At 56.1% G+C, this 24,168-nt stretch carries 17 protein-coding genes; 9 read left to right on the forward strand and 8 right to left on the reverse strand.

Annotated features, from left to right (window positions below; genetic code table 11):
• Nucleotides 1-158: 158 nt before the first annotated feature.
• Nucleotides 159-2,831 (forward strand): ammonium transporter, encoded by a 2,673-nt coding sequence (gene amt, locus SADFL11_RS12030; protein WP_081450562.1) that lies wholly within the window; start codon nt 159-161, stop codon nt 2,829-2,831.
• A gap of 279 nt (nt 2,832-3,110) precedes the next feature.
• On the opposite strand, the gene SADFL11_RS12035 is transcribed toward amt, so the two are convergent.
• Complete coding sequence (locus SADFL11_RS12035) at nt 3,111-4,490, reverse strand: tetratricopeptide repeat protein (protein ID WP_134853010.1); 1,380 nt, start codon at nt 4,488-4,490, stop codon at nt 3,111-3,113.
• Between the two features lie 173 nt (nt 4,491-4,663).
• Here SADFL11_RS12035 and SADFL11_RS12040 point away from each other — a divergent pair, with 173 nt between their 5' ends.
• Together SADFL11_RS12040 and SADFL11_RS12045 are read left to right on the forward strand one after the other, a co-directional pair.
• Nucleotides 4,664-6,307 carry a sulfatase-like hydrolase/transferase gene (locus SADFL11_RS12040; RefSeq protein WP_040452996.1) on the forward strand — a complete coding sequence of 548 codons (1,644 nt, stop codon included), beginning with the start codon at nt 4,664-4,666 and terminating at the stop codon, nt 6,305-6,307.
• 130 nt (nt 6,308-6,437) lie between these two features.
• Nucleotides 6,438-7,238 (forward strand): hypothetical protein, encoded by an 801-nt coding sequence (locus SADFL11_RS12045; protein WP_008193238.1) that lies wholly within the window; start codon nt 6,438-6,440, stop codon nt 7,236-7,238.
• Nucleotides 7,239-7,719: 481 nt separating this feature from the next.
• Here SADFL11_RS12045 and SADFL11_RS12050 read toward each other — a convergent pair whose 3' ends face one another.
• Entirely contained in the window at nt 7,720-8,028 is a 309-nt protein-coding gene (locus SADFL11_RS12050) for a hypothetical protein (RefSeq protein ID WP_040451630.1), read from the reverse strand.
• Between the two features lie 64 nt (nt 8,029-8,092).
• On the reverse strand, nt 8,093-11,974 hold the full coding sequence (locus tag SADFL11_RS12055; RefSeq protein WP_008195785.1) for a bifunctional DNA primase/polymerase: 3,882 nt from the start codon (nt 11,972-11,974) through the stop codon (nt 8,093-8,095).
• 476 nt (nt 11,975-12,450) lie between these two features.
• Between SADFL11_RS12055 and SADFL11_RS12060 the strand changes: the two genes are divergently transcribed.
• Together SADFL11_RS12060 and SADFL11_RS12065 are read left to right on the forward strand one after the other, a co-directional pair.
• Nucleotides 12,451-12,849, forward strand: coding sequence for a hypothetical protein (locus SADFL11_RS12060; RefSeq protein WP_008197178.1), 399 nt, complete (start codon nt 12,451-12,453; stop codon nt 12,847-12,849).
• Nucleotides 12,850-12,884: 35 nt separating this feature from the next.
• On the forward strand, nt 12,885-13,124 hold the full coding sequence (locus tag SADFL11_RS12065; RefSeq protein WP_040451628.1) for a hypothetical protein: 240 nt from the start codon (nt 12,885-12,887) through the stop codon (nt 13,122-13,124).
• A gap of 645 nt (nt 13,125-13,769) precedes the next feature.
• Here the strand turns inward: SADFL11_RS12065 and SADFL11_RS12070 are convergent.
• From SADFL11_RS12070 to SADFL11_RS12080, 4 genes are all read right to left on the reverse strand, one after another.
• Nucleotides 13,770-15,117, reverse strand: a protein-coding gene (locus SADFL11_RS12070; RefSeq protein WP_134853011.1) for an IS3 family transposase whose coding sequence is annotated in 2 segments (ribosomal slippage) — nt 13,770-14,783 and nt 14,785-15,117 — 1,347 coding nt in all. Because the reading frame shifts where the segments join, the coding sequence is not laid out codon by codon here.
• Between the two features lie 200 nt (nt 15,118-15,317).
• A complete protein-coding gene (locus SADFL11_RS25290; RefSeq protein WP_008194057.1) occupies nt 15,318-15,479 on the reverse strand; it encodes a hypothetical protein in 162 nt (53 codons plus the stop codon).
• 50 nt (nt 15,480-15,529) lie between these two features.
• Nucleotides 15,530-15,715, reverse strand: a complete 186-nt coding sequence (locus SADFL11_RS12075; protein WP_008196627.1) for a helix-turn-helix transcriptional regulator — start codon at nt 15,713-15,715, stop codon at nt 15,530-15,532.
• A 419-nt stretch (nt 15,716-16,134) separates the two neighbouring features.
• Nucleotides 16,135-17,439 carry a tyrosine-type recombinase/integrase gene (locus SADFL11_RS12080; protein WP_008192424.1) on the reverse strand — a complete coding sequence of 435 codons (1,305 nt, stop codon included), beginning with the start codon at nt 17,437-17,439 and terminating at the stop codon, nt 16,135-16,137.
• 464 nt (nt 17,440-17,903) lie between these two features.
• On the opposite strand from SADFL11_RS12080, the gene SADFL11_RS12085 reads away from it, so the two are divergent.
• Entirely contained in the window at nt 17,904-19,511 is a 1,608-nt protein-coding gene (locus SADFL11_RS12085) for a BCCT family transporter (protein WP_008191215.1), read from the forward strand.
• Nucleotides 19,512-19,592: 81 nt separating this feature from the next.
• Here SADFL11_RS12085 and SADFL11_RS12090 read toward each other — a convergent pair whose 3' ends face one another.
• Nucleotides 19,593-20,006 carry a universal stress protein gene (locus tag SADFL11_RS12090; protein ID WP_040451626.1) on the reverse strand — a complete coding sequence of 138 codons (414 nt, stop codon included), beginning with the start codon at nt 20,004-20,006 and terminating at the stop codon, nt 19,593-19,595.
• 302 nt (nt 20,007-20,308) lie between these two features.
• On the opposite strand from SADFL11_RS12090, the gene bchI reads away from it, so the two are divergent.
• Genes bchI through bchO form a run of 3 tightly spaced genes read left to right on the forward strand, consistent with a single transcriptional unit; the run spans nt 20,309 to nt 24,151 of the window.
• Entirely contained in the window at nt 20,309-21,364 is a 1,056-nt protein-coding gene (gene bchI, locus SADFL11_RS12095; protein WP_008190478.1) for a magnesium chelatase ATPase subunit I, read from the forward strand.
• Nucleotides 21,357-23,231 carry a VWA domain-containing protein gene (locus tag SADFL11_RS12100; RefSeq protein ID WP_008195491.1) on the forward strand — a complete coding sequence of 625 codons (1,875 nt, stop codon included), beginning with the start codon at nt 21,357-21,359 and terminating at the stop codon, nt 23,229-23,231. The genes bchI and SADFL11_RS12100 overlap by 8 nt, the downstream gene beginning before the upstream one ends.
• Entirely contained in the window at nt 23,231-24,151 is a 921-nt protein-coding gene (gene bchO, locus SADFL11_RS12105) for an alpha/beta fold hydrolase BchO (RefSeq protein WP_008196476.1), read from the forward strand. The genes SADFL11_RS12100 and bchO overlap by 1 nt, the downstream gene beginning before the upstream one ends.
• The last annotated feature ends 17 nt before the right edge of the window (nt 24,152-24,168 follow it).

Consider the following 24,168-nt stretch of genomic DNA (forward strand, 5'->3'; position numbering starts at 1 on the left):
CGTTTACAATTTTGCGTTTTGCGCCACCCTTGCGATGATACTGACACATTACGCAGCTGTTCCGCTCAAACATTAGGCAAACCATAGGTAAGACTGGCTTTTTTACTTTTTGTTCAACTTGGAAAAAGAAACTTTCGTCAAATCGGACGGGGGTTCCTATGAGAGCGTGTTTTACTATGGCGATGACGGTTGTGGGGGTAGCCGTTGTCTATCCAGTGGAGGCGTGGGCGCAATCTGACCAGTTTGCGCTGCAGTCCAACCTTGATCATGTTTGGACCATGATCGCCGCCGGACTGGTGTTTTTCATGCAAGCCGGTTTCTTGTTCCTTGAAAGCGGTTTGGTGCGATCGAAGAATTCCATCAACGTCGCCCAGAAGAACATTACCGACTTTATCTTTTCCACGATGATGTTTGGTGCGGTCGGCTACATGTTGATGTTTGGTACCAGCTGGCACGGACTTTTCGGTTGGGACCCAAGCTTGATGATGTTCGACAGTCTTGATGACTGGGGCTTGACCTTTTTCGTATTTCAGCTGGTTTTTTGCGGAACTGCCGCGACCATCATTTCCGGCGCGACCGCCGAACGTGTCAAACTGGAAGGCTATATGATCTTGGCAGCAACCACGGGCCTTCTAATTTATCCGATTGCCGGGCATTGGGCTTGGGGCAGTCTGCTGATCAGCGATAATGAGCCGTGGCTTGCCTCGATGGGCTTCATGGATTTCGCCGGCTCGACGGTGGTTCATTCCGTAGGGGCATGGATCTCCTTGGCTGCCATCATCATCATCGGACCCCGTATTGGCCGTTTTGAGAATGGTGAGGTGCGGGAGATCAATGGCCATAGTGCCGTCCTTGCGACGGTTGGCTGTATCATTTTGTGGGTTGGCTGGATTGGGTTCAACGGCGGTTCAACGACAGCCGGGACATCAACCTTCGCCCAAATCATTGCAAATACAATGGTTGCAGGGGCCATTGGTGGAATGGTCCAGATGATCCTTGGTCGAATCCACAGTGGCTTTTATCGACCTGACTACTCCATTAACGGGGTGCTGGCAGGTCTGGTTTCAATCACAGCCGGGTGTGACGCCGTGACCGTCTGGTCCGCTCTTATGATTGGTGCAACCGGTTCCGGAATTGCCTTTTACGGTCAGCGTGTGATGGAGAACACCTTCAAGCTGGATGATGCAATCGGTGCGATACCGGTGCATGGGATCGCGGGTTTTTGGGGGACGATAGCGGTCGCCTTCCTTGCCCGGCCTGAATATCTGCTTGCGGGCAGCCGAATGGAGCAGGTTTTCGTGCAATTCATCGGTGCGGCAGCGATTTTTGCCTGGGCGTTCGGTGTCGCGTTCGCGGTCATCTGGTCCGTCAACAAGGTTTGGTCAGGCTTTCCTGGCGGTGGCTTCCGGGTTTCCGAAGAGGATGAAGTTGTTGGGCTGAATGCAGCTGAACATGGGGCCACACTTGGAACCGGTGTTTTGCAAGGGGCGCTTAAAGAACTGGCCTATAGCCGCGTCAACCTTTCCGCTCGGGTCGATGTGGAGCACGGCGACGAAGCTGGTGAATTGGCCTTTTTGTTCAATCGCGTGATGACTCGACTGCAGAAGATGGACGATGCGCGGCGTGCACGGCGACTTCATGTCGAACGGGCTCGGCGCACTCTCGACAGGATCGTCACGAAGCTCTCAGGCGAGATGAAGGACATGATGGAGTCCCAGCTGGATAGTCTCAGCGCGCACTCCCAAACAGTGTCCGTTGAAGCTCGCCGGGTAAAGTCGACAAGCGCGGAGGCATCTGAAGGGGCATCGTCCATTGGTGAGGCATCGACCCACAGCCGCAATGCAATTGAAAAAACAGAGACTGCAGCTGAACAACTTCAACATGCGATGAGTGAAATAAATCAGGAGGTTTCATCTGCTCTTGAAGCCATGCGGTACTCGGCAAACGAAGCCAATATGACGCGTGATGCGGCCAACAGGATGAAGGCGGCTTCTCAATCGATCGAGGGTTTGATTGGGGTCATTACCCAGATTTCTGAACAAACGCACCTCCTGGCGCTGAATGCCACTATCGAAGCTGCAAGGGCCGGAGAGGCCGGTCGTGGATTTGCGGTTGTTGCGCAAGAAGTCAAGGATCTTGCCGAGCAGACTTCGAAGGCATCGGAAGAGGTAACACAGCAGGTCCAGCAAATTCGAGCGGTCAGCGATGAACTGGATAACAAGGTTTCTTCGATCCATGAACAGCTATCCGGTGCGGACGCGACCGCGGACAAGATTGATCGCGTGCTGGTAGAGACGAACCAGTCGACTGGTCAGATTACCGAAGATGTTCGTATGCTCGGAGGAGCTGCAAAAGACATTGCGGTATCCGCCGGGGTTATCGGCAATACTTCAGGAGGGATGGCGGAAGCTTCAGATTCTCTGGGCCAAACAGCTGAACAGGTGGAGCACGCCGTTAGCGAATTGAGATCCGCATTCGATGGTTTGCTTGCAGATATTCTGCAGGGTCAGGATCGTCGGATTTTCCCGCGCTTCGATTATGTGTCAAACGTCGACCTTGAACTTGGAGGCCATTCAATTGAAGCCCGAGTGCGGAACATCTCAATTGACGGCTTCATGCTTGAACGGACCTCAGAAATGGCAGGTGTCGAAGTTGGTAAAGAAGTCCATGTGCGCTTTCCCGATTTCCCCGTTCCGCTCAAGGCCAATGTGAGTGGTACAGCGGAAGATCGGGTAAATTGTCAATTTGATGCCTCTGCGTGTGAAGACGACAGCCTCAACGACCTGATCGATCGTCTTGAAGTCCAAAACACCGAACAACAGGCTGCTTAACGAAAAAAGAGGAACCGCCCCGCCAGTACATCGATTTGCGTGCTGGCGGGGTGCCTCAAAATTATCGGAAGCGCTTTCTCCGACATTCATTCCCGCTGCAGCGAAAGTCCGTTTCCCGCCCGGAGTGTGCTTAGTCAAGAACCGGCCCTGAGCGGTCATTGACTCGTCTTACCTTCTTTGTCCGCCTTGCGATTACAGATAAATCCGCAACTCTATACCCGGACAGCCTGCGGCAGCCCTCATCTTTTCCCTGAATGCAGTGCCCAAAAGGAAGAAGACCTAATCGGATGGGCTTTGTCTGGCTTGCCAGCCAGCGGCTTCAAGCGCCGAAACAAGGTAATCAGCATGCGTTTCATCCAAGAACAGATTTTGAAACAAAGGTACCGGGCGGAAATTTGGCCACCCCTCCATCAGTTGTTTGGCATGCTTTTTTGCAGGGCTGAGTTGACCTAGTTGCTGGTAGGAAGCTGCCATGTAAGCAATTGAGATGGGGCCGAACGGCGCTCCGGATTGAATTGCTTTTGAAAAGACATCCAGCGCCTTTTTTGGATCACCTGAATGAAAGTACGCTGACCCCAAGGCGTTATCGAAGACTGCGCCACTCTGTCTTTGGACGCTCTGACGAAGTGCCGTTATGACCGTGATAACGTGCTCAAAGTTCCCGGAAAAAAGGTTCAACAGGGCGTCAAATTCTAAAATATGCAGATCTTCCGGCGCTATCGAGGTCGCGAACGCTGCTTTGGATCGCGCTTCGGCAAAATTACCTGCCGCCCACTCAACAGCTGCGCGAGCTGACTGCGTCCATGCCTCCTCGGGAGCTAGTATTTCGGCCGTTTTTGCTCGTTTCTCGGAGAGCTCAAGGTAATCGACAGCCAATTCCGCTTCAGGATTGCGCAGTGAACTAAGCGCTAGAACTTGCGCTGCACCCGCATGGCCGCCAAAGTAATTCGGATCAGCTTCGATAGATGCCTCGAAAACAATTAGAGCCGCTTGTAAGCGCTTTGGATCGATAGCGGGGAAAATCATGTCTCGTCCCGTTTCAGCCAGATTGACCGCTTCTAAACGCCTCGGGGATGCTTGGAAAACGGCTGCTCGGGTCTGACCTGAAACGGAACGCTCTGGTGAGTCGCGAGGTCCTGATGACCATTGGTAAATTTGCAAGGCCGAGATTGCAAAGAAAACGCCGAGCGCCACAACAACAAACATCTGCCTTGTGCGTGCTGACACGGACGATAAACTCGGTGTGGGCTCCGGTAGAGTTTTGTCCAGCTTGCCGTGATCCCCACCACCTTGTTCGGCATTGGGGGCGGTCCCAGCTAGAAACTCAAAGCTCGGCGCATAACCGCCCTTGGGCAACCGTATTCTAACTGTGTTCTGCGCCCCCTCTTGAGTGTAGTAATCGTCTAGCCGCCTTCGTAAACGCCCCGCATCCACGCGCACCGTGGTTTCCCGCCTTTCGATCTCATTGACCGAATAGCCATATACATCCAATGCAATGGCTTTCGCGCGTATGTCTTCGGCTGTCCCGTCCAGATATCGATCGACCACGTATTGAAGGATTCGTTTGTGTCTTTCAGCGCCTGCGAAAATCTGCGACGTTAAGACCCGTGCGAGCTCTTCTCGAATAAGTGTGTTTTCGTCGCTCCCAAAGCGTTCCATCTTCATGCCTTCAGCGTAAAACGTCTATATATCAGTAAATTACTGACATCATGCTACCGTAACATACGCTATGCAACGGTCCGGCGACCCTGCGAATGACCTAGTCTCGCGCACATGAACGTCAATACAATCGGCATTCTTCGGCTGCGTTGGACTTGGAACAGGACCTGACCATGAAAAATCTATCCGCCCTTTCGATCGCTGCCGCCTTACTGAGCGCGCCGATTATGGCGCAGGAGCCCATCATCCATGACGGGGAGTTTGAGTATCTGCGCGCCCAATATGGCGACGTCTGGGATAGCCAGGATGTCGAAATTGAGGAGAAATTGTCTGAAATCCGAGCGGCGAATAATGGCAAACCGCCGAACATCCTTTATATCCTGATTGATGATGTCAGTTTCGGGCAGATGGGAAATCGAACGCTCAACTATGTGACGGGTATTGATACGCCAAGCATCAACAATCTGGCATCCGAAGGCCTGTCTCTGATGCGGATGTACACCGAACCGTCTTGCACCCCGACCCGCACCGCAATGCTTACAGGCCGCCACCCAATCCGCGCCGGTGTCAAGGAAGTCAAGGTTGCGCTGGTTGGAGAAGGGCTGTCGTCAGAAGAGGTGACCATTGCCGAAATCTTGAAAGAGAAAGGGTATAACACCGCCCATGTTGGCAAATGGCATCAAGGGGATATCGAGCAGGCGTATCCGCATAATCAGGGCTTCGATTGGGCGGCCTTTCCGCTCCATCAGCAGGTACAGCTCAGCCTGATGACCCGGGAGGCCATGCAGTCCAACACAATGCTTGGCTTCCATGCTTCAGGACAAACAAACCAGTTTGCGCTCGATCAAAGGTTTAAACCCTACGGACTTGTCACCGGTGTCGAGGCGGAAGCCGGAGGAGAGGCTCGTGAAGTCGGCATTGCGCCTGGCGAGGAATGGACCCAGGCAAAATACGAAGAGATGAATGAGCGCTATCAGCGCCAGATCCTTGAGCAGCTTGAACGTCTGGCCGCTGAAGATGCACCCTTTTTCTTGCAATACTGGCCGCTTTACCCTCTCAACTTTGTCTACCCCGATCAGGCTATTTCTCGCAATGGCGGGTTTCACGCCGACAAACTGCAATTGCTTGATACGTGGATAGGCGACCTGCTGGCAAAGGTTGATGCGCTCGGTTTGCGGGACAATACCATCGTTATGCTCATGGCGGATAACGGTCTCATGTATCACTATGAGGGAACATCCGGGCTCAACCAGCTGATTTATCGGGGTGGGAAGACACAGCACCTGGAGGGTGGGGTACGCACCGATGCGTTTATCAGATGGCCTGGTGTCATCGAAGCTGGAAGCGCCGCAGGTGATATTGTCCACGTATCAGATCTTTTCACCACGTTTGCGAGGATTGCCGGGGCAAGCGATCTCATTCCGCGAGACCGTGTAATCGACGGTGTTGATCAGACTGCCTTGCTGTTAAACGGCGAAGGCAACTCTAGACGCGACTATGTCTATGTGTATGAAGGCACCGTTCTGCGCTCGGTGGTCAAGCAGGAGTTCAAGATGCATCTTCCAGCTCCTGGTCAGCCGGGAGCAGCAGCTCCGGTATTTAATATTTATAGAGATCCCCGGGAAGAGAACCCTCTGGTCGGTTATTCGTTGTGGTCAGGAGCCTCCTTCCAGGACATGGTCAAACGCCACCAGATGACCATCGCCAAGCATCCGCATTTCCCGCTTGGAAAGGGTGTTCCGTATGAAGGTATCTCGAACCTGCGCCCCGAAAGTGAGCTGACACGGGAGGTTTTTGCCAGTTGGCAGAAGAAATAGCCAAACCGCCGCCCACACAGGCGATCCGGGTAACTCCGCGAATGTGTGAAAGCGAACAGCCCACGCGGCGGTAATATTAGACTGAGGACCGTGTACAGTGAAATCGGTATTAAAGTGGAATTCGCTAAAATTGGCGCTTTTGGTAGGTGCTTCCACACTTCTTTTTTCCGGCAGTTCGCTTGCAGCGGACCCACCGAAAGAACTTGCTCCATTTATTGAGCCAGTCAATGAACGGGTTGCCAAGACCTGGGAATTCATAATCGCCCCATATCTCGTAGGTGCGAATATAACCGGGACATCGCAGGTTGGGCGATTACCCGCCACCAACATTGATGTCGGCACTTCCGACATCCTCTCGAACCTTCGGTTTGGCTTCATGGGCCGTGCAGAAGCAGTCTATCAGCAACGGTTCGGCGCGATGGTGGATGTGGCCTACATGAACCTGGCGAACTCGACCGACGCGCTCTTGCCAGGTGGGCGCATCCGCGTTGGCGGTGATCAGCTCATCGTGGAGGGCATGCTGTTATACCGGGCCTACTCAACACAACAATCGTATTTCGACCTCATCGCGGGCGCGCGGTACTGGGACATCAATCTCGATTTCAATCGCACGGGTACCGTTGCCGGCAATTTCTACATTTCCCGCGGCGCCGACTGGATCGATCCCGTCATTGGGGTTCGCGGATTTCACAAGCTAAACGAAAAATGGTCCGTCAGTGGCCGCGGAGACATTGGCGGTTTCGGAGCTGCGTCCGACTTCACCTGGAACGTGCAGGCCGGCGTCGGCTACCACTTCAACGAAGTCTGGTCGACGCATCTCCAATACAAGGCATTGGGTGTCGATTACAGCAACGGCAAGTCGGGCATCGACAGCTTTGCCTACGACACTGTTACGCATGGACCGCTTCTCGGTGTCGTTGCGCGGTTCTGAATTGGTTTTGCAAACGCACCACACATGCAGGGCTATATGCGCGTCAACCCAAGTGGCCACCACCCATCTATTTGGTTAGATGGATTACTTACAGACATTCGTGCAGACCGCAGCGAATGGCTGCTTCCCGCCCATTCTGGTCATTGCTTTGCCACGCATCAATGATATCAGAGTGCTTATTTTCGAGCTGCGTCCGCGTTTCAGGACCGGTCAGGTGGATCCCCGGTCTTCCAGCAATTTTTGCACCCGCGGGCGGGCGTATTCGTTGGCTTCGGGATGAGCAGCTATAGGTTTTGAGGCGCAGGACAAACGTCAGGTTGGCGTTGCCGGATGCCCGGAGGGGGCGGTGCTTTTATCGCAGCTCTGGAAACGCGTGGATCCCCGATCAGGTCGGGGATGACATCGGAGGGAGTGGCCGGGGCTTGGCTTGCCAACTGCACGGGCGTGTGTCGTGAACATGGGCCGTGCTCTTTGCCGATCCTCACCCGTCTTCCAGCACCTTTTGCACCCGCGCGCGGGTGGCTTCCTTGGCTTCATGCTGTGCGAGCTCGGTTTCCAGCCGTATGAAGGACGGCAGGTAGTCGTGGCCGAATTTCCGCATGGTCGCGGCAACCCAATGCGGTCCTGCCGCGCTGGGCGTTCGCCTCAAGCCCGCTGATTGTATCGTCCAGCCGCCGCCCCTTCTGCACTTCTGATCTGTTTGCGCTGTTTCCCAAGCGCCCGCTGCCGTGGTGTCATGGTCTTTTGTTTCGTTGGCACGCGCCCCTGCCCCTTGTTGCTGATATGACAACGACGCCAGAGTTTCCCCTGACGCCGCTGTATTCAATTTATCCGCCCCCCTACACCTGTGGTAGTCAGGCCGCTTCACATGGTTCACAGACGTCTTCGACGGCTTGTTCCGGACGTTGCTTTTCCAGCTTCGCATTGCGGTGATCTACCCAGTGCCGACGGGTGATCGGCAACGCGGGCAGCTCGACGTAACGGCTAGCCTGTTCCGGTCGCCACGTTACCGCCGGAGACAGTTCGCACGACCATGACTTCAAGGCAGGGACGGATTGCGGCGGGAACTTCTTCACGCTGCCAGCCCGGAACCGCTGTAACGCCCTGCGTGACATCCCCAACCGCGCCGCCGCCGTCTCCATGTCCTCAACAGTCTCCGTCAACGTCTTGACTGCCTGAGGGGTGATAACAGCGGCAGTGTCCGCAGCATCGATAACTTCCCAAACCGCTTTGCTGTCTGCTTCGCTCAGGCGTTCGGTAATTTCGTCCAGATCGATGAATGGCAGAACACGCGCTGTGTGCCATTTGGTGTTCACGCTTGGCAGCTTGAACCGAAGTGTACGCATACCAAGCCCAGCGGCAAGTTCATAAGCCGCCCAATCATCGCCAGCCGCATAACCGCCGACACTTTCGCAGAATTCACGCGCAAGCGCCGCTTCGCATGTTGGCCATAGGCCGTTTTCCTTGCCCTGCCGCGCGGCCTTTTTGACCGCTTCGTAAGCGTCCGTGTTCCTGAGTACCGCTGCCGCGAATACGATTGGCGATTTGGTCAAGATGCCTGCCGCCTTCATACGATCGACATGGGGAGCTTTCACGCGGTCCCAGCGAACCACCTTGTCAACGGGAACGTCCAGCGCGACGTTTGACATGATAATAAGTTCGCACCTGTCTTTTCGTCTCAGCGGGCGCAGCCGCGCCGCCGCCTGTAGCAGTTCGTCCGTTGACGCACGTTTCAGCAATTCGTCTACGTCCGGGTCCGGGTGCGACACTACGGCGGCTTTGGCCTTTGTTCCGTCATTACAGACAATGACAGCTTTTTTCTGTTCGTAGAACCGGAACTGCGCGTCGTCCTTTTTCTCCAAAACTATTGGAACGCGATCAAAAATGGCACCTGCTGCGGTTTCCAGTACAGACACCTGCGGATACTCCTGCCCTATCAGGAACAGCTTGCTGACATTCTCGAACTGGTTTGTCCCGACGATGTTGCCGTAATGGCCCAGCATAATGTTCGAATGACCGGAAAGCATCGGCGCAAGCTGTTTGCGAACTGCTTTAGACGTGATCACGCCAATGGTGCCGCCAGCGCACCTTGCCTCCCTTGCGGCGACGCCAATCTTTGCAGCGATGTCCCGAAGCAAGCGAGTTGGCTTCGGCTTCTTCTTTCCTTCGCCGTCTTTCGTAGTGCCGCCAACAAGCCCGTTCTTGGAAAACGGCGCACCGACGATCTGCGTCACGGTGACGTTTTCAGACCACTTGCAGCGGACATCTGCGGTCGTCGTCACCGGCCTGCCCAGCGCATATTCAAGATGCCGTTCGCTGCGCGGCGTTGCGTCGATCAACAGGACCGGCTTGTCCGCAAACAGTTCGATCATCTGCGGGGGTGCCAATATTGTGACCGCATAGCCGCCGTTCTTGTGGTTTGCGACTTGGATGCGCGGAAACACCGCCATGCCGCTCTGCAAGGCTTCTTTTATGCCGCGCCACATTGCGCACAGTTTGACTGGGCTGGGGCTGTAGGTCTTAGCAACGTCCCGTATTTCTTTTCCGCTCATACCGGGCCGGAACCGCAGGCCTTTGGTGATCCGCAATTCTTCCAGTTCAAGGGCTTCGGTGATGTCAGCAATCAAGTCGCCATCCCATTGCGCGAAGTCGTCGCGGGTTAGAAACGTGCCCTTTTTGGCTTTGCTGATAACGTCCAAAAGCTTCTTGCTGATGCCCATAAGGCGCTTTGTCCCCCTTCTGTCCAACCTCCTGTTTCCGAAGTCGTCCGCCCGGTGCACTTCACGGGCTTGCATGATGTTGCCGGACGTGGCGATTACCGACTGCGCGCTGAACAAGACCGCCGGGTCTTCGTCGACAACAACAAAGTCCACGTCTTTGAAGCTTTCCGGCAGGTCGACGGTCATGTAAACTGTCGGCGCAACCCAAATGTCCGGGCGGGCGAAGTTCAACGGGAACCGCCTGCATTCGTCTATGCGCGGGCATTCATCAAAGCCGCCATCTTCACGCCGGACACGGCAAAGCGACGCCCTCACAGATCGCCCGGTTTCCGCTACGGTGTCTGCTTCGTCCTTGCGCAAGCAATAAAACGGGTTGAATTCGCTGGGTTCCATGTTCGGGTCTTCCAGCGCCCCATACCCGCCCATAACAGCGGCGTCGATGCCGTGGGCTTGCATCTTGGCACAAATCTCATTCACCAGAAGGTGCGACGGCGCAATGAACACGCCCCGCTTTCCTTGTTCGGTCAGCGATTTGATTTTCTTGATCATGGCTGACGTTTTGCCAAGTCCGGCTTCCGCCTTGATCACTTTGACACGCCCGCCGTCCAGTTCCCAATTGTCGATGGCTTCACAGACAATGCGCTCGGCGTCTTCCAGCGCAATCCGGTCGTCTTGCCTGTAAGTAGGCTCGGGGTTGTCTTCCGGATTGTTGTCTTCGATCGGGCCGAAATCGTCCATGTCGGTGCCCTGTCCGCCTGTCAGGTCAAACCGCTCGTAGCCGTTCCACCCAAGCGACTTGGCCGCTCTGTATATGTAGGACGCCCCCAGCTTCGTCCCGGTTCTGTGGTCCAGATCGTCGTGGTAGCTGTCGAACGTCTTTTGCACGTCGTCGGGACCTTCGTACCCCGGCAACGCCGCCGATATGTCATGCGCAAGGCTTTCGGCAAGCGCCCGGTCATGCGGAACCGAATTGACGATTGACGCGATTGAATTTGTCCAGCCGTGATACCCTAGCAATTCTTCCGGTGGGTCGAAGAAGTCCCCTTCCGCGCACTCGACAATGAACGCAACCGCGTCTTCCAGCGGCGTGGTGTCTTCCAGACGGTGACTGTTCCGGTTGGCCTCGGCTAACCCTACTGGAACCGCGCCACGGTTCTGTTTCTTCGCTATGCCCTTCGCGCCGTGCCGCGCTGCCATACCGTCGAAGACTTCGAGCATGTCAATCAAGGCGTCCGCGCTGATAAGCGGAATGTCTGAAACATCGCAGTCGTAAAGGCTGGCGTTCGGCCATGTGTAGGGCCGTTTTGTGTCCTTGTGAACGCCGTAGCAAACAATGAATTGATTGGACTGCGCGCGCAATTCCACTTGGTTCTTGCCGCTGTCGGTGAACCATTCCCCGGAAGCATAAGACTTGATTGGCTTTTCTGTCCGATACAGCCAAAGCTTTTTGGGTGATTTGCCGATACGCTCAAAAGGTGATTTGTCGCAAAGTAGCTCCAACACACTTTCAAACTCGGCAGCAAGAACAGGGTCCATTACGTCCATATCAATGGCCGCAATGTTATGATGCCCGCCAAGGGTTATCCCCGCGCCGCCGTGGTGTTGCAGAACGTCCAATGCACGCTCTTTCAGCGGATAGATTGTTTCCCCGCCCGGATTGGTGAACTGTCCCCATGTGCCACCAAACCAACCGCTGCCACCGTACTTCCCTGGCCTTTTGTCCTTGGGCATTGCGGGCAGCACATGGACGTTGTTCTGCCCGAAACGGGCGATAAGGCGGGCAGCGTGGTAGCTCGACCTGCGAACCGGATAACCGGCAATGCGCCGTTGCCACATTTTGAATTTGACATGCTGCGCAAGCGTCCACTTCGCTTGTTCGGCTTGGCGGGAAGCAAGACTTACCGTGCCGTCTTCTCGACGCATTAGGATAGCGCCGGGTATGTCGACACCTTGTCGTTCGAACTCGTCAACGGCGACAATCGCTCTTTGGATTTTTTTGTCTTTATCTATCAGCACGGCCCCAAATCCAGTCGGTTTGGCTCTTGCTCCAACCGTACCGCCGCGCTATTATTAACGGTATAAACCGCTATTAAATTAGTGACCGGCAAGACCACTTTTTCGGCGGTGCGGCTTCGGCAAAAGCCTCAGTTATCAACCGCTCCCTTTTCGCGAAGGGGGCGGTTTTTCTTTGCTATTCAGTATCTTTAAAAATGACCGGATTTCGCCCTAATCGTCAATAACTAACCCCCCTATAAGACAAAAAGGAGCGCTTTTTTCTAAAATAATTATATAAAACCGCATAAATCCTACATTTTATACATGTGGAAAATTTCAAATTGTTGACATGAAGTCAACAAATACTATCCGAGATTGTTTTTGTAATTTTAATACACGAAAATTTCTCGTGTGTTGTTTATGACTTCGGTTGCCGAGAACACATACAGGGTGTACTTAGAGGGTACCCCAAACATTCCCGCACGAAAGGCGCACCAATGTCCGCTGTTGCTTCCCGGTGTTCGATCCATCAAACCGCCAAGGAACATTTTGAGCCGCTGTTGCAAGCTGGGAACGTGGTCGTCCGGGGTCGCCGCGCCATCCTTATTCTGGTGATCCAAGAACTCGCTGACATACGCGGCAAGACGCTTCTGTCAGACGTGGAAACACGTGTATATCGCGAAAGTGGACTTGCCGATTGTGACCCGACGGACAGTATCGACGGTGAAGAACCCAGCGTGTATTTCAGCTGGTTGTTTGGCGGTGCAGTGGACGCATTAACGGTGTCGGGCATCTGCACTGTTACTGAGAACAGTCACAACGTCCAAAGCATCCAGTTAAACCGGGTCCTGTCTGACTTCATTGACAACGGAACTGATCTCAGCTTTCTCACTTAACGCCCAGCGCCTCAGATGTCCTATGGCGAGTTTTGATGACCAAAATCCCAATTAGCCTGTCTACACTCGGCGATCTGAAAGCTGCGGGTTATGGCGTTGTCGGTAACTGTACCGCTGCGAACTGCGGGCGCGGTCGGCGATTGGACTTGCAAGCTTTGTTCGATCAGTTCGGTGCCGACTTCGTAGTCGTGAACGAAAACCGAATTGCAGCTGCGCTAAGGTGCGATCAATGCGGACATCGCGGCGGCGTGCTTACGCTTCATCCGCCTGCATGAATTGTCTGCGCGCCAGAAAAAGAAAACCCCTCGGCGACGATTGCGGGGGCGTCACCAAGGGGCTTTCTTCACTGGCCGTCTGAACGTTATGACGGCTTTGTTGACGCAACGTTAATTTGGTCGAAAATCAGCTTTGCGCTCGCGCCCAATATCAGCAGCAGAAACGGAACCCGTCGGTCAACGGTCTTCCGTGTTATTTAGCTGCCGGTTCTCTCGTATGAAAATCTGATCAGGATCGCTTAGGTGCTTGGGCAGCTGTCGTCTCGCGACAGTGCGCGGGGCTATCCAGTTGCTCCATTCGCCTCCCCCCTTTGATCGTCCAGCCGTCTGACCGAAGACGGGCGGACAGGCGTTCGTTGTACTCACACAAATCGGACCGCACTTTCAGCCGTGATGAGAAATCACAACTCTTGCCAGACCGGAACATGGCGTCACTGAGATAACTCTGTTGCCCTGTTAGCCGTTTGACTGATTTGGTGCCAACCCACAGCGAACTTATCTGCCCTGCAGGATGCCACCCTAATATCAGCCCGCCATGCACGGTTGCCTTCTGACCGGTTTTGCCGACCATAAGTGTCCGTCGTCAGGTAAATTGAGACATCAAGCGGCCTGACTAAAGGAGGGTCTGGCACATCTGGATTTCAGTTAAGCAGCGGATTTGTTGTGCAGCAAGCGCCGTTGTTTCATGGTCCTCCTTTTGATCTTTTCCCGTTCGAGCAGGATGGTCTGTCCGCACCCGGTATAGACGTCGGCCGGGGTGAGATTGTTCAGGCTCTCGTGATAGCGCCGATGGTTGTAGTGCCCGATAAAGGCGTCGATCTGAGCTTCCAGGTCACCTGGCAGAAAGTAGTTTTCCAAGAGGATCCGGTTCTTCAGTGTCTGATGCCAGCGCTCTATCTTGCCCTGGGTCTGCGGATGATAGGGCGCGCCACGCGTGTGCGTCATGCCCTTTCTGGCAAGGTACTCGGCCAGATCGCCAGAGATGTAAGACGGCCCGTTGTCTGATAGTAGTCTCGGGCGATGGACGACGTTGACTTCATCGAGCCCGGCGGCCTCCAGTGCCAGATCGAGTGTGTCCTGAACATCGCTCGCAGCCATGCCGGAACACAGTTTCCAGGCGATGATGTATCGGGAGAAGTCATCCAGCACGGTGGACAGATAGAACCATCCCCAGCCGATCACCTTCAGATACGTAAAATCGGTCTGCCAGAGCTGGTTGGGTACCGTGGTTTTCTCCCGGAACTCATCGGCGGCTTTCATCACGATGAAGGCCGGGCTGGTGATGAGGTCGCAGGCCCTCAGAAGCCTGTAAACACTGGCTTCCGAGACGAAGTAACGACGTTCGTCAGTGAACTTGATGGCCAGCTCTCTGGGGGACAATTCAGGCTCGTCGAGCGCCATTTCGAGCACCTGCTCGCGTACGGAATTCGGGATACGGTTCCACACACGGCCTGAGCCGCCGCGCCGGTCTTCCAGTGCCGCTTCGCCGAACCTGCGATACAGATCGTACCAGCGATAGAAGGTTGGTCGCGACACGCCGATTTGTTCCAGCGTCCTTTTCACCGGCTGGTGCGATTGCTCGACCAGTCGGATGATTTCAAGCTTTTCGGATGCGGGGTATCTCATTCGATATCCTCCCCATCCCCGATCACGCTTTTTTCAGAATGCGATTTTCCAGCGTCAGGTCGGCGACGACTTCCTTCAGGTCGCGCATTTCACGCTTCAAGCCCGTCACCTCGCCGGATGTCGCCTGGCGCTCGGTGTCACCCGACAGTCGCTTCTTGCCAGCTTCGAGAAACTCCTTCGACCAGGTGTAGTATAGCCCCTGCGAGATCCCCTCACGCCGGCACAGTTCGGCGATCGAATACTCTCCACGCAAGCCTTCCAGCACGATACGGATCTTCTCCTCGGCTGAGAATTTGCGCCGGGTCTTCCGGCGAATGTCTTTTACATGCTTTTCGGCCGACCCCTGCGGCCCGGATTTCTGTCTCATCTTCGCTCCCTTGGCGGGCTACGATGTGCCAGAAATCCTCCTTAGGCCATTTCGCCGATATGTCTCATGGTTGCTGACGGGGAACAGCTGTCGAAGTCCGGTTTCACTTTCATGGTCTTAGGCAAATTAATATCCCCACTAATCATAAGCCCATGAGGGCGTTATCGTTAATTTCGAAGGGTGTGGGGGATGCCTTCGTCTTAGTCGTTTTGGCTTTGCAGCCCTGCAAGCTCGGCGACAACCTGCGCAAGTTCCTTTGAAAGTTGATAGCGCCGCATAAGGTGCGTTTGCGCCAGTGTTTCCGCCGATGCCTGCCGGTCTTGTAGTGTGGTCGCAGGTTTAGCTGCCGCTAGTGTTTCCATTGGTTTCAGTACGGCGGGGCTTTCCGTCCTTTACAGGTTTGCCGAACATGTCAGGCGGCTGCGGCCTGCCGGTCCAAGTAAGCTTGGACGTCACTTAGGCGAAAACCGACGCGGCGTTCGGTCAATCGGATACACGGCGGAAAGCCTTCCGTGCCGACATAGTTGTAAACAGTATTCGGGTGAACCGTCAGGAGTTGGGCGGTTTGTTTAACCGTCAAGATGCGGTCATTGAGCATTGACTTCGTGTCCTTTCACAAAGGGCTGTCGGCGGCGTGATAGGTCCACAATAGTTCACAACATCGCCTATCTGGAAAGCATCTTTCATTACAATCTCAGGAACAAAAGAAAGACAAAAATTCACATATTTTTTATTTCGCGCCTCTCAACCGGCTTATTTCTTCGAAAGAGATCGTATTTGTTGTTTTCAAGTCAACGGATACTTTATCGATACTTTTTCATAAAATATCCACAGCTTTCAGACATCGCGCAACAAGCCGAACACCTAGAACGTGAGTTATCTAATACTTAATCAACCAAAAATTTTATTGCATTCAAAAGGCGCTATAGAGACGCTAAGGCACTGCCCGCACCCCACCCTAGCCGGGACACCTCGAACGGCTCCACAGGGCCGGTTTCTGGCCCAGCGCGTAGCGGTCTAGGCGCGGCGAAGGGCCACCACGTTTCCAAGGGCTTCGGTTTCACCGACGATTTCCAGCAAGAGGGAAGCCCAAGCCGTCAGAGCGCGGCGTTTTTCCGGCAGGTATCCGTATCGGTCATAAACGCGGGTCGCGGCGGCGGCGTTCGCTCCATCGTCGTGCCCGAGGCAAAGCGACACGGTGCTGCGGGCGATGGTCAGGCGTTCGCCGGTCATGTTGGTGGCAGCGGTGCGTCGCAGATCGTGCAAGCGCGTATCCTTCACCCCGGCGGCTTCGGCAGCGGCGGCGAAGCATCGCGTCAGGTTTTCGACGGCCATCGCCGCCCCTTCGCCCCGCAGCGGCGGGAAGACCGCCGCGCCCTTGTATCCGTCTTCGTGCAGAGCAATCGCCGCCCTGAGAAGCTGCACGGCCAAATCGGACAACGGGACGATATGCGTTCTGCCGTTCTTCCGGCGGCTTCCGGGCATCGTCCAAATCGCGTTGTCAAAATCCAGTTCGGACAGTTCCGCCTTGGCGACTTCGGCGCGTCGTTGGGCTGTCGCTGCGCAGATACGAACCGCGATAGCAGCCTGCGGATTGGATGCGATTGCATACGGGTTTTCGAGCGCCTTCCAGATCGCCTTAAGCTCGGCATCGGTTAGAACACGTTCCCGGCTGTCGTAGTCGGTCGCCTCGACAAACCGGCAAGGGTTCGCAGATATCAATTCCTGAAATTCGGCATAGGCGCAAATCTGGCGCAGGACTTTGAGGGACTGCACGCCGGTCGAAAGGTTGTGATCGTCAGCAAGACCGTCAATGAAAGTCTGCACTGCCCGCCGGTGTAAGTCCCCGATTGCCGACTTGCCGAACTTCGGCAGAACGAAGCTGTCGAAGTAACCCCGCTCGTATCCCAGCGTCGACGGTTTCTTTGGTTTGCCTTTTGGACGGTGCCGCCCCTTGGCGGCGGCTTCGAAGTAATCGTTTCCGATCTTTTCGACTGTCAACGCGGTGGCGGCTTCTCTGGCGGCTTTCTCAGCGGCCTGCGCCGCCTTCCTGTCGGCAACCGGGTCTTTCCCGGTCGATACCTCGGCAAGCACCTGCAATGCGGCTGTGCGGGCGTCAGACAAGCTTACAGCAGGGTAGCGGCCAATTGTCATGCGGACGTGCTTGCCGGTCACGTCGGCATACCGCAGCGACCAACTCTTAATGTTGGACGGGGTGCAGCGAAGGATCAAGCCCGGAACTTTGGTGTCGCGTAACTCCTGCCGGGTGGCCGTGGGCTTCAGGGCTTTGCAGTGCTGATCTGTCAGGGGCAAGGTCGGCATTGGGGACGCTCCGGGGGCAACTGGGGGCAACTGGGGGCAAGATCGGGCCGCGCTGCACGGCTTCAGGCAGGGGTTGGGTTCTTGGCCTAAAAACCGCAGAAAATAGCCATTTTTTGCCGACCCTCATTGGGTTTCATTGGGTTCTATTGACCTTAGTTGTTTTTCGTTGTAGAGACAACACTCAAGCTTCCCAAGCTTAAGACGAGGGTTCGATTCCCTTCACCCGCTCCAGCGTTCTCAAAGCCTTGACTACCCCCCCGGCCACTCACCTGCCCGCAAGTTGACCTAATGTCGTGGTAGTAACGTTGTGTTATTCTTCTGAGGATGGCGTGTTGTTGAAAATATTATATTGATCGCCTGCCTGTTTCTGAAGCTAATAATTATCACTTTTCTGCCGCCACGTTAGACAGAACCTGTCTGCCGTGCCAGTCTACTCCGATACTATAAGCCAGGAGGGGGAGACAATGGCAGACACAAGTCACAAAAAGATGCTCGATCCAGATCCAAGGGTTTGGGATTTCGAGACGGAATACGAGCTGGGACAAGACAATATCCGTCCACTCGGGCTCGACATCCACAATCCGGTTTTCATCGTTTCAGGCATCCTGATCATGGGCTTCGTTATCGCGGCCCTCGCCAATCAGGAGGCTGCCGCTGAATTCTTTGGCTGGCTGCGCCCATGGCTGACGAGCACGTTCGACTGGTTCCTGGTGCTGTCGGTCAACGCGATCACCCTTTTCTGCCTGGCGCTGATCGTTCTGCCGGTCGGCAAGGTCAGGATTGGCGGCAAGGACGCCAAACCCGACTATTCCTATGCGGGCTGGATCGCCATGATGTTTGCTGCAGGCATCGGTATTGGTCTGCTTTTCTTCGGGGTATTAGAGCCTGTCTATTATAACTTTTCCGAAAATGGCGGCGCCCGGCCGCTCGGCATCGACATCACCCAACCCGGCAACGAATACATCGGTATCGTCGGCACAATTCACCATTGGGGTCTTGAAGGTTGGGCGGTCTATGCGGCCGTCGGCCTGTCGCTGGCAATCTTCGCCTATAACCTCAACCTGCCACTGACCTTGCGGTCGGCGTTTTTCCCGCTGCTGGGCGAGAAAGTGTGGGGTTTCTGGGGACATGTCATCGACACGCTTGCGGTATTCGCGACGCTGTTTGGTCTGACCACGTCACTCGGCTTAGGCGCACAACAAGTTGCAGCCGGTTTGAACGAGGTCTTCGGCATTGCGCCGTCGCCAATGCTCACCGTTTTCATCATTGTCGGCATCACACTGATCGCGCTCGGGTCCGTGCTGCTTGGCATGGATGCAGGCGTGAAGCGGCTGTCTGAGATCAACATGATCATGGCCGTCGGCCTGTTTCTTTTTGTCGTCATCGTGACCGGGATCGGCGCCACCTTCTCGCGATACTTCAGCGTGATGGTCGACTACGTGACCCTTCTTCCCGCGCTTTCCAATCCATTTGGCAGGGAAGACTCCAGTTACTTCCACGGCTGGACAACCTTTTACTGGGCCTGGTGGATTGCCTGGTCGCCCTTCGTCGGCATGTTCATTGCCCGTATTTCCCGCGGCCGGACGGTAAGGGAATTTGTCCTGTGCGCCCTGATTGCCCCGACTGCAGTCTGTGCACTTTGGATGTCCACATTCGGCGGCGCTGCGATCGACATGCTGAATGCAGGCGGCGCAGAAGGCGTGCGAGCAACGGTCATCGATAGCTACGCACCGGAAGGTGCGCTCTTCGGCTTCCTAAAGGAGTTGCCGCTTTACAGCATCGTGGCACCGATCTCGCTTGTTCTCATCGTGATCTTCTTTGTCACCTCGTCGGACTCCGGCTCCCTTGTGATCGACACGATCACAGCCGGCGGCAAGCTGGATGCACCTGTTGTTCAGCGCGTTTGGTGGTGCACACTCGAAGGTCTGGTGGCCATCGCTCTGCTTTTGGGCGGTGGACTGAACGCACTTCAGGGGGCTGCGGTCTCCATGGGAATCCCGTTCACCCTCGTAGTCCTGATCATGTGCTATTGCCTATGGCTCGCGCTGCGGTCCGAGTACCGCAAGCTTTAGACTCTGGTTTGAACGCCCCCGGTCTGTGCGGGGGCGTTCACCACCCTATCAAAGACCGTCCTTGAACCTCCGGTTCACGCGTTAACCCCGGACAACGTAGACCGAGCATTTTGCGTGCGCGACGACGTGGCTCGCGGTGGTGCCAAGCAAGTAATCCTGAACACGCGGATTGGCTGATTCCATCACGATGAGATCCACGTTTCGCTCATCTGCGAGCTTCACGATCTGCCGGTGTACCGCGCCGAGGCGGACAACTGTCTCCAGTTCGATCCCCTCTGCAGGATGCTGCTCAACGAAACTCTTGAGCTGCTCTTCCCAGTAGGACGCGGAATCCCGAATGTTGAGGTTCCGTTCCATTTCCGGGGCGATTGTCGCCACCAGAAGCTTTGCCTCCCGGCGCCGTGCCATGGCCTTGGCTTCTTCATAAGCGGTGACGTTCAACTGCACATGGCGCAGATTGACCGGGCAGAGGATCAATGACGTGTCGCTGGGCATAACATCTCTTTCCAACAAGGACGGCGATGAAAGGTCAATTGTTTGACGCCAAAGATCTTAATCCAATCGAAATGAGTGCAACAATAGCTGCGCCTCCGCCAGCAGATGGTGCCCACACAAGTGGGATCGCCAATGCCTACCGTTTGGTGTCCGATTTTTTCTAGGTCGGACACGGCTGCCCGTGCTGCTTGGACGCAAAGACAACGGCATTCTACGTACAGCGCCAAAAAAAACGCTCCGCCCCTTCTCTCCACCAGCAAAATGTGTCAACTTATATTGACACTCTCATATGGTGGATTCCGATGTCAGCACCCTTTCCCTTCTCAGCCATTGTCGCCCAAGAGGACATGAAAAAGGCCCTGCTGATGGCAGCCGTGGAGCCACTCTTGGGTGGTGTCCTGATTTTTGGTGATCGTGGCACCGGCAAATCGACAGCCGTGCGCGCACTCGCTGAACTGTTGCCAAAAATTGACACCCGCGCGGGCTGCCGGTTCAATTGCTCACCGGACCATCCCCAGGCTGCCTGCCCGGTTTGCACGCCCGTGGATGGCAAGAAGCCGCCCAAGAAAGTGCAAATCCGCACCCCCATGATCGATTTGCCGCTTGGCGCAACCGAAGATCGGATTTGCGGCGCTCTGGATCTGGAAAAGGCGCTGGTTGCCGGCGAAAAAGATTTTGAGCCAGGGCTTCTGGCAGCTGCCAACCAGGGCTTTCTCTACATCGATGAAGTCAATCTTCTCGAAGACCATCTGGTAGATCTTCTTCTTGATGCTGCGGCCTCCGGCGTCAATGTGGTGGAGCGGGAAGGCCTCAGCATTCGCCACGCCGCGCGCTTCGCACTGGTCGGAAGCGGCAATCCGGAAGAAGGCGATCTGCGTCCGCAGCTGCTCGACCGGTTCGGCCTCAGTGTCGAGATCCGCACAATCAACGATCTCCAGCAACGCATCGAGGTAATCCGCCGCCGAGACGCTTTTGAAGCCGACACGGATGCATTTGTGGCGAAGTGGTCCCGCAAGGATGCCGCCATCCGGAGCAAGGTGGTCAAGGCCCGAAAGATTCTGCGGCAGGTCGATATCCCGGACGATGTCTTGTCGCGAATGTCTCAACTTTGCATGAGCCTTGGCATTGACGGGATGCGCGGCGAGCTGACCCTCATGCGCGCCTGCCGGGCAAGCGCAGCCCTCGCCGGACGTCTGACGGTGACCTGGGCGGATGTTTCTGAAATTTCGCCAATGGTTCTGTGCCACCGGTTGCGGCGGGATCCGCTGGATGATGCCGGAAGCGCTCCGCGGATCGAACGCGCCGTCGCTGCCGTGAGCGCCGAGGCAGTCTCCCCAGCAGAGGCAGCGCATGGATGATGTCCGGTCCATGCAGGCTTTTGACGCCGCAAGACCAGAACTTGCCCCGAATACGTGGCAGGACGCCCTTCTTGCAGCACAAGTCCTGAAAGTGGGCGGTGCCAGACTGGGCGGACTTTGGCTGAAGGCCCGCGCCGGCGGTGTTCGCGATGCATATCTCGATCACTTGGCAGCGCTGTTGGGCCAGGACAAACCTTGGGTCCGCGTTCCCTCATCCGTTTCCTTGCAAGGCCTCACCGGCAGTGTCGACATTCCTGCAACTGCCCTCGCCGGGCGTGTCATTACCCAGCCCGGGCTTCTTGCAAAGGCTGATCAGGGCGTCCTTCTGATCCCGATGGCGGAACGTGTGGAAGCCCCTGTTGCGGCCCTGATCGGCGAGACAATGGACCGTGGCACGTGCCCAAAGGCCGGCCGCTCGGCCGACAGCGCTGCCGAGGACGCCGCTAACTTTCTGGTGATCGCGGTTGATGAGGGGGCAGACCCCGAAGAACATCTCCCAAAAGCGCTCGGGGACCGGCTCGGGCTTATGATTGACCTCAATGCAATCCCTTGGAGCGCGGTCGCATCACACTCACCCGGCGCTGAGCGCAATTATACCGCCACTGCTGCCGACGTGATCATCAGCGACGAACTGATCGGCCTTCTGTCCCGTCTAGCGTTTGCCGCGGGCGTTTCTTCCCTGCGAACCTTGAAGCATCTCTCAAGGCTCTGCCAAACGCTCGCAGCACTGGAGGGGCGCCGCACCGTTTCAGAGGCAGATGCCCTCACCGCAGTCCGCTTGTGCCTCGGGCTGTCCCTCGTCGCGCAGCCAAACGATCCGGTTGAAGAAACCCAGCCACAGCCTGCAGAAAATGACCAATCTGTATCCCCGGATGCTGGCCCCAAACAAGACCCCGAAAGCCGAGATCAGGAAACCTCCCAAAATGCCAAGGAGGACCTTTCCGCGCTTACAGAGCTTCTGGCAGCTGTCGAAGCTGGCACAATCGACGGTCTTCCCGAGTTTTTGGCCGACACAACCAGATCGTCGCCCCGGGCCCGGTCCGGAAAGTCCGGTGCGGTGCGCAAAGACGCCCGCCGCGGCCGGCCGGTTTCAACCTCCCGCATGCCGCCGCGCCCGGATGCCCGTCCCAACATTCTTGCGACCTTGCGCGCGGCCGCTCCCTGGCAACTGATCCGGAACCGCAATCGGGACCTCTTGGCAGCAAAACTGGAACGCGCGATCGCCGCTCCACCGCGCCGCAAACCGCGCACGTTGATCACGCGCGACGACTACCGCTATCAGCGCCTGCGTCACGAAACGCCGTCGACTGCGATATTCGTGGTTGATGCCTCCGGCTCGACAGCTTTGGAGCGCCTCGGCGAAACCAAAGGCGCCATCGAGCAGTTGCTTTCCAGGTGTTATGTGCGCCGCGATGAAGTTGCGATGATTGCGTTTCGCGGCACTCAAGCAGAAACCCTTTTGTCGCCGACCCGCTCGCTGGTGATGGCAAAGCGAAAACTTGCCGGGCTTCCAGGCGGCGGCCCGACACCACTGGCAGCTGGTCTGGAACGGGGCCTGGAGCTCGCCCTCAGTGTCCGGCGGCAAGGAAGCACACCGGTTCTGGTTTTCATGACGGATGGACGGGGCAACATTGCGCTCGATGGCACGCCAGACCGGACCCGTGCAGCCGAACAAGTGCACGCCCTTGCAGAACAGTGCCGGACGCATGAGATCCGCGCAATTTGCATCGACATCGCCCGCCGTCCGCGGGAATCCGTCTCCACTCTGGCCAGTACCATGGGCGCAGATCTGCATATTTTGCGGCATGCCGATTCCCGTGCCATGTCCGATCTCGTCAACGCTTCGCTTGAGGAGGCGCGCAGCTGATGGCGGATCGTGATTGGCTCAACTGGGACCGGGACGGGCAAGACTGGCCTTACAGAGAGGCCAGCCAGTTTGTAGAGGCAAGCGGTTACCGGTGGCATGTCCAACTACTGGGGCGAGACGCGGCACCGGCCTTTCTTTTGATCCACGGAACCGGGGCGGCCTCTTTCTCCTGGCGCAATCTCGTTCCGTTTCTGGAAAACGACTATCGGCTGATCGTTCTGGATCTGCCGTGCCATGGCTTCACCCGGCCGACGGAGAGCCCGGACCTTTCTCTTGAAGGGATGACGACAGCCATTCGTGGTTTGCTGCACCATCTGGACTTGAAACCGCAATTTTTCTTAGGGCATTCGGCCGGGTCTGTTATCGGGATATCGCTGGTCAACGCAACGCGGCATGCAAAACACGCGCAGGATCCCGCTCCGCAGATTTTCAGTGTCAATGGAGCCTTGAAGCCGATCCGGGGCAATCGGATCCTGTCGCCAATGGCCAAGGCGTTGTTCGCCAATCCCTTGTCAGCGTCCATGTTTTCGCTGCTCGCAAAATCAACACCGCTTGGCAACAACCTTTTGACTGCAACCGGGTCCCGGATCGATCCGCTGGGTGACGCGATTTACCAACGCCTTCTCGGGTCTTCCGGCCACGTTCGCGGCGCCCTAGGCATGATGGCTTCCTGGGATCTGTCACATCTGAACGCCATGCTGCAGCGGTTGAGCGCACCGCTTCAGCTTTATGCGGCTGAAGACGACCCGATGGTGCCGCCGTCCAGCTCGAGAAAAGCCGCAGCGCTCGCACCAAACGGACATCTGCAGCTCACGCCGACCGGTGGCCATCTTGTGCACGAGAGCCATCCCGAAGGCGTCGCAAATTGGATGACTGAGGCCCTGCAGGCCGCCAGGACCAACGGCGCAGATGCTGCATGAGCAAGGATTAATAGACA

This window comes from Roseibium alexandrii DFL-11, assembly GCF_000158095.2.
Taxonomy (GTDB): Bacteria; Pseudomonadota; Alphaproteobacteria; order Rhizobiales; family Stappiaceae; genus Roseibium; species Roseibium alexandrii.

Coding starts and splice junctions, on each gene's coding strand:
- SADFL11_RS12100 (WP_008195491.1), top strand. CDS start 21,357: ATGGATGATGTCCGGTCCATGCAGGCTTTTGACGCCGCAAGACCAGAA.
- SADFL11_RS12090 (WP_040451626.1), bottom strand. CDS start 20,006: ATGCCCAGCGACACGTCATTGATCCTCTGCCCGGTCAATCTGCGCCAT.
- bchI (WP_008190478.1), top strand. CDS start 20,309: ATGTCAGCACCCTTTCCCTTCTCAGCCATTGTCGCCCAAGAGGACATG.
- SADFL11_RS25290 (WP_008194057.1), bottom strand. CDS start 15,479: ATGGAAACACTAGCGGCAGCTAAACCTGCGACCACACTACAAGACCGG.
- bchO (WP_008196476.1), top strand. CDS start 23,231: ATGGCGGATCGTGATTGGCTCAACTGGGACCGGGACGGGCAAGACTGG.
- SADFL11_RS12080 (WP_008192424.1), bottom strand. CDS start 17,439: ATGCCGACCTTGCCCCTGACAGATCAGCACTGCAAAGCCCTGAAGCCC.
- amt (WP_081450562.1), top strand. CDS start 159: ATGAGAGCGTGTTTTACTATGGCGATGACGGTTGTGGGGGTAGCCGTT.
- SADFL11_RS12065 (WP_040451628.1), top strand. CDS start 12,885: ATGACCAAAATCCCAATTAGCCTGTCTACACTCGGCGATCTGAAAGCT.
- SADFL11_RS12040 (WP_040452996.1), top strand. CDS start 4,664: ATGAAAAATCTATCCGCCCTTTCGATCGCTGCCGCCTTACTGAGCGCG.
- SADFL11_RS12075 (WP_008196627.1), bottom strand. CDS start 15,715: ATGCTCAATGACCGCATCTTGACGGTTAAACAAACCGCCCAACTCCTG.
- SADFL11_RS12085 (WP_008191215.1), top strand. CDS start 17,904: ATGGCAGACACAAGTCACAAAAAGATGCTCGATCCAGATCCAAGGGTT.
- SADFL11_RS12035 (WP_134853010.1), bottom strand. CDS start 4,490: ATGGAACGCTTTGGGAGCGACGAAAACACACTTATTCGAGAAGAGCTC.
- SADFL11_RS12060 (WP_008197178.1), top strand. CDS start 12,451: ATGTCCGCTGTTGCTTCCCGGTGTTCGATCCATCAAACCGCCAAGGAA.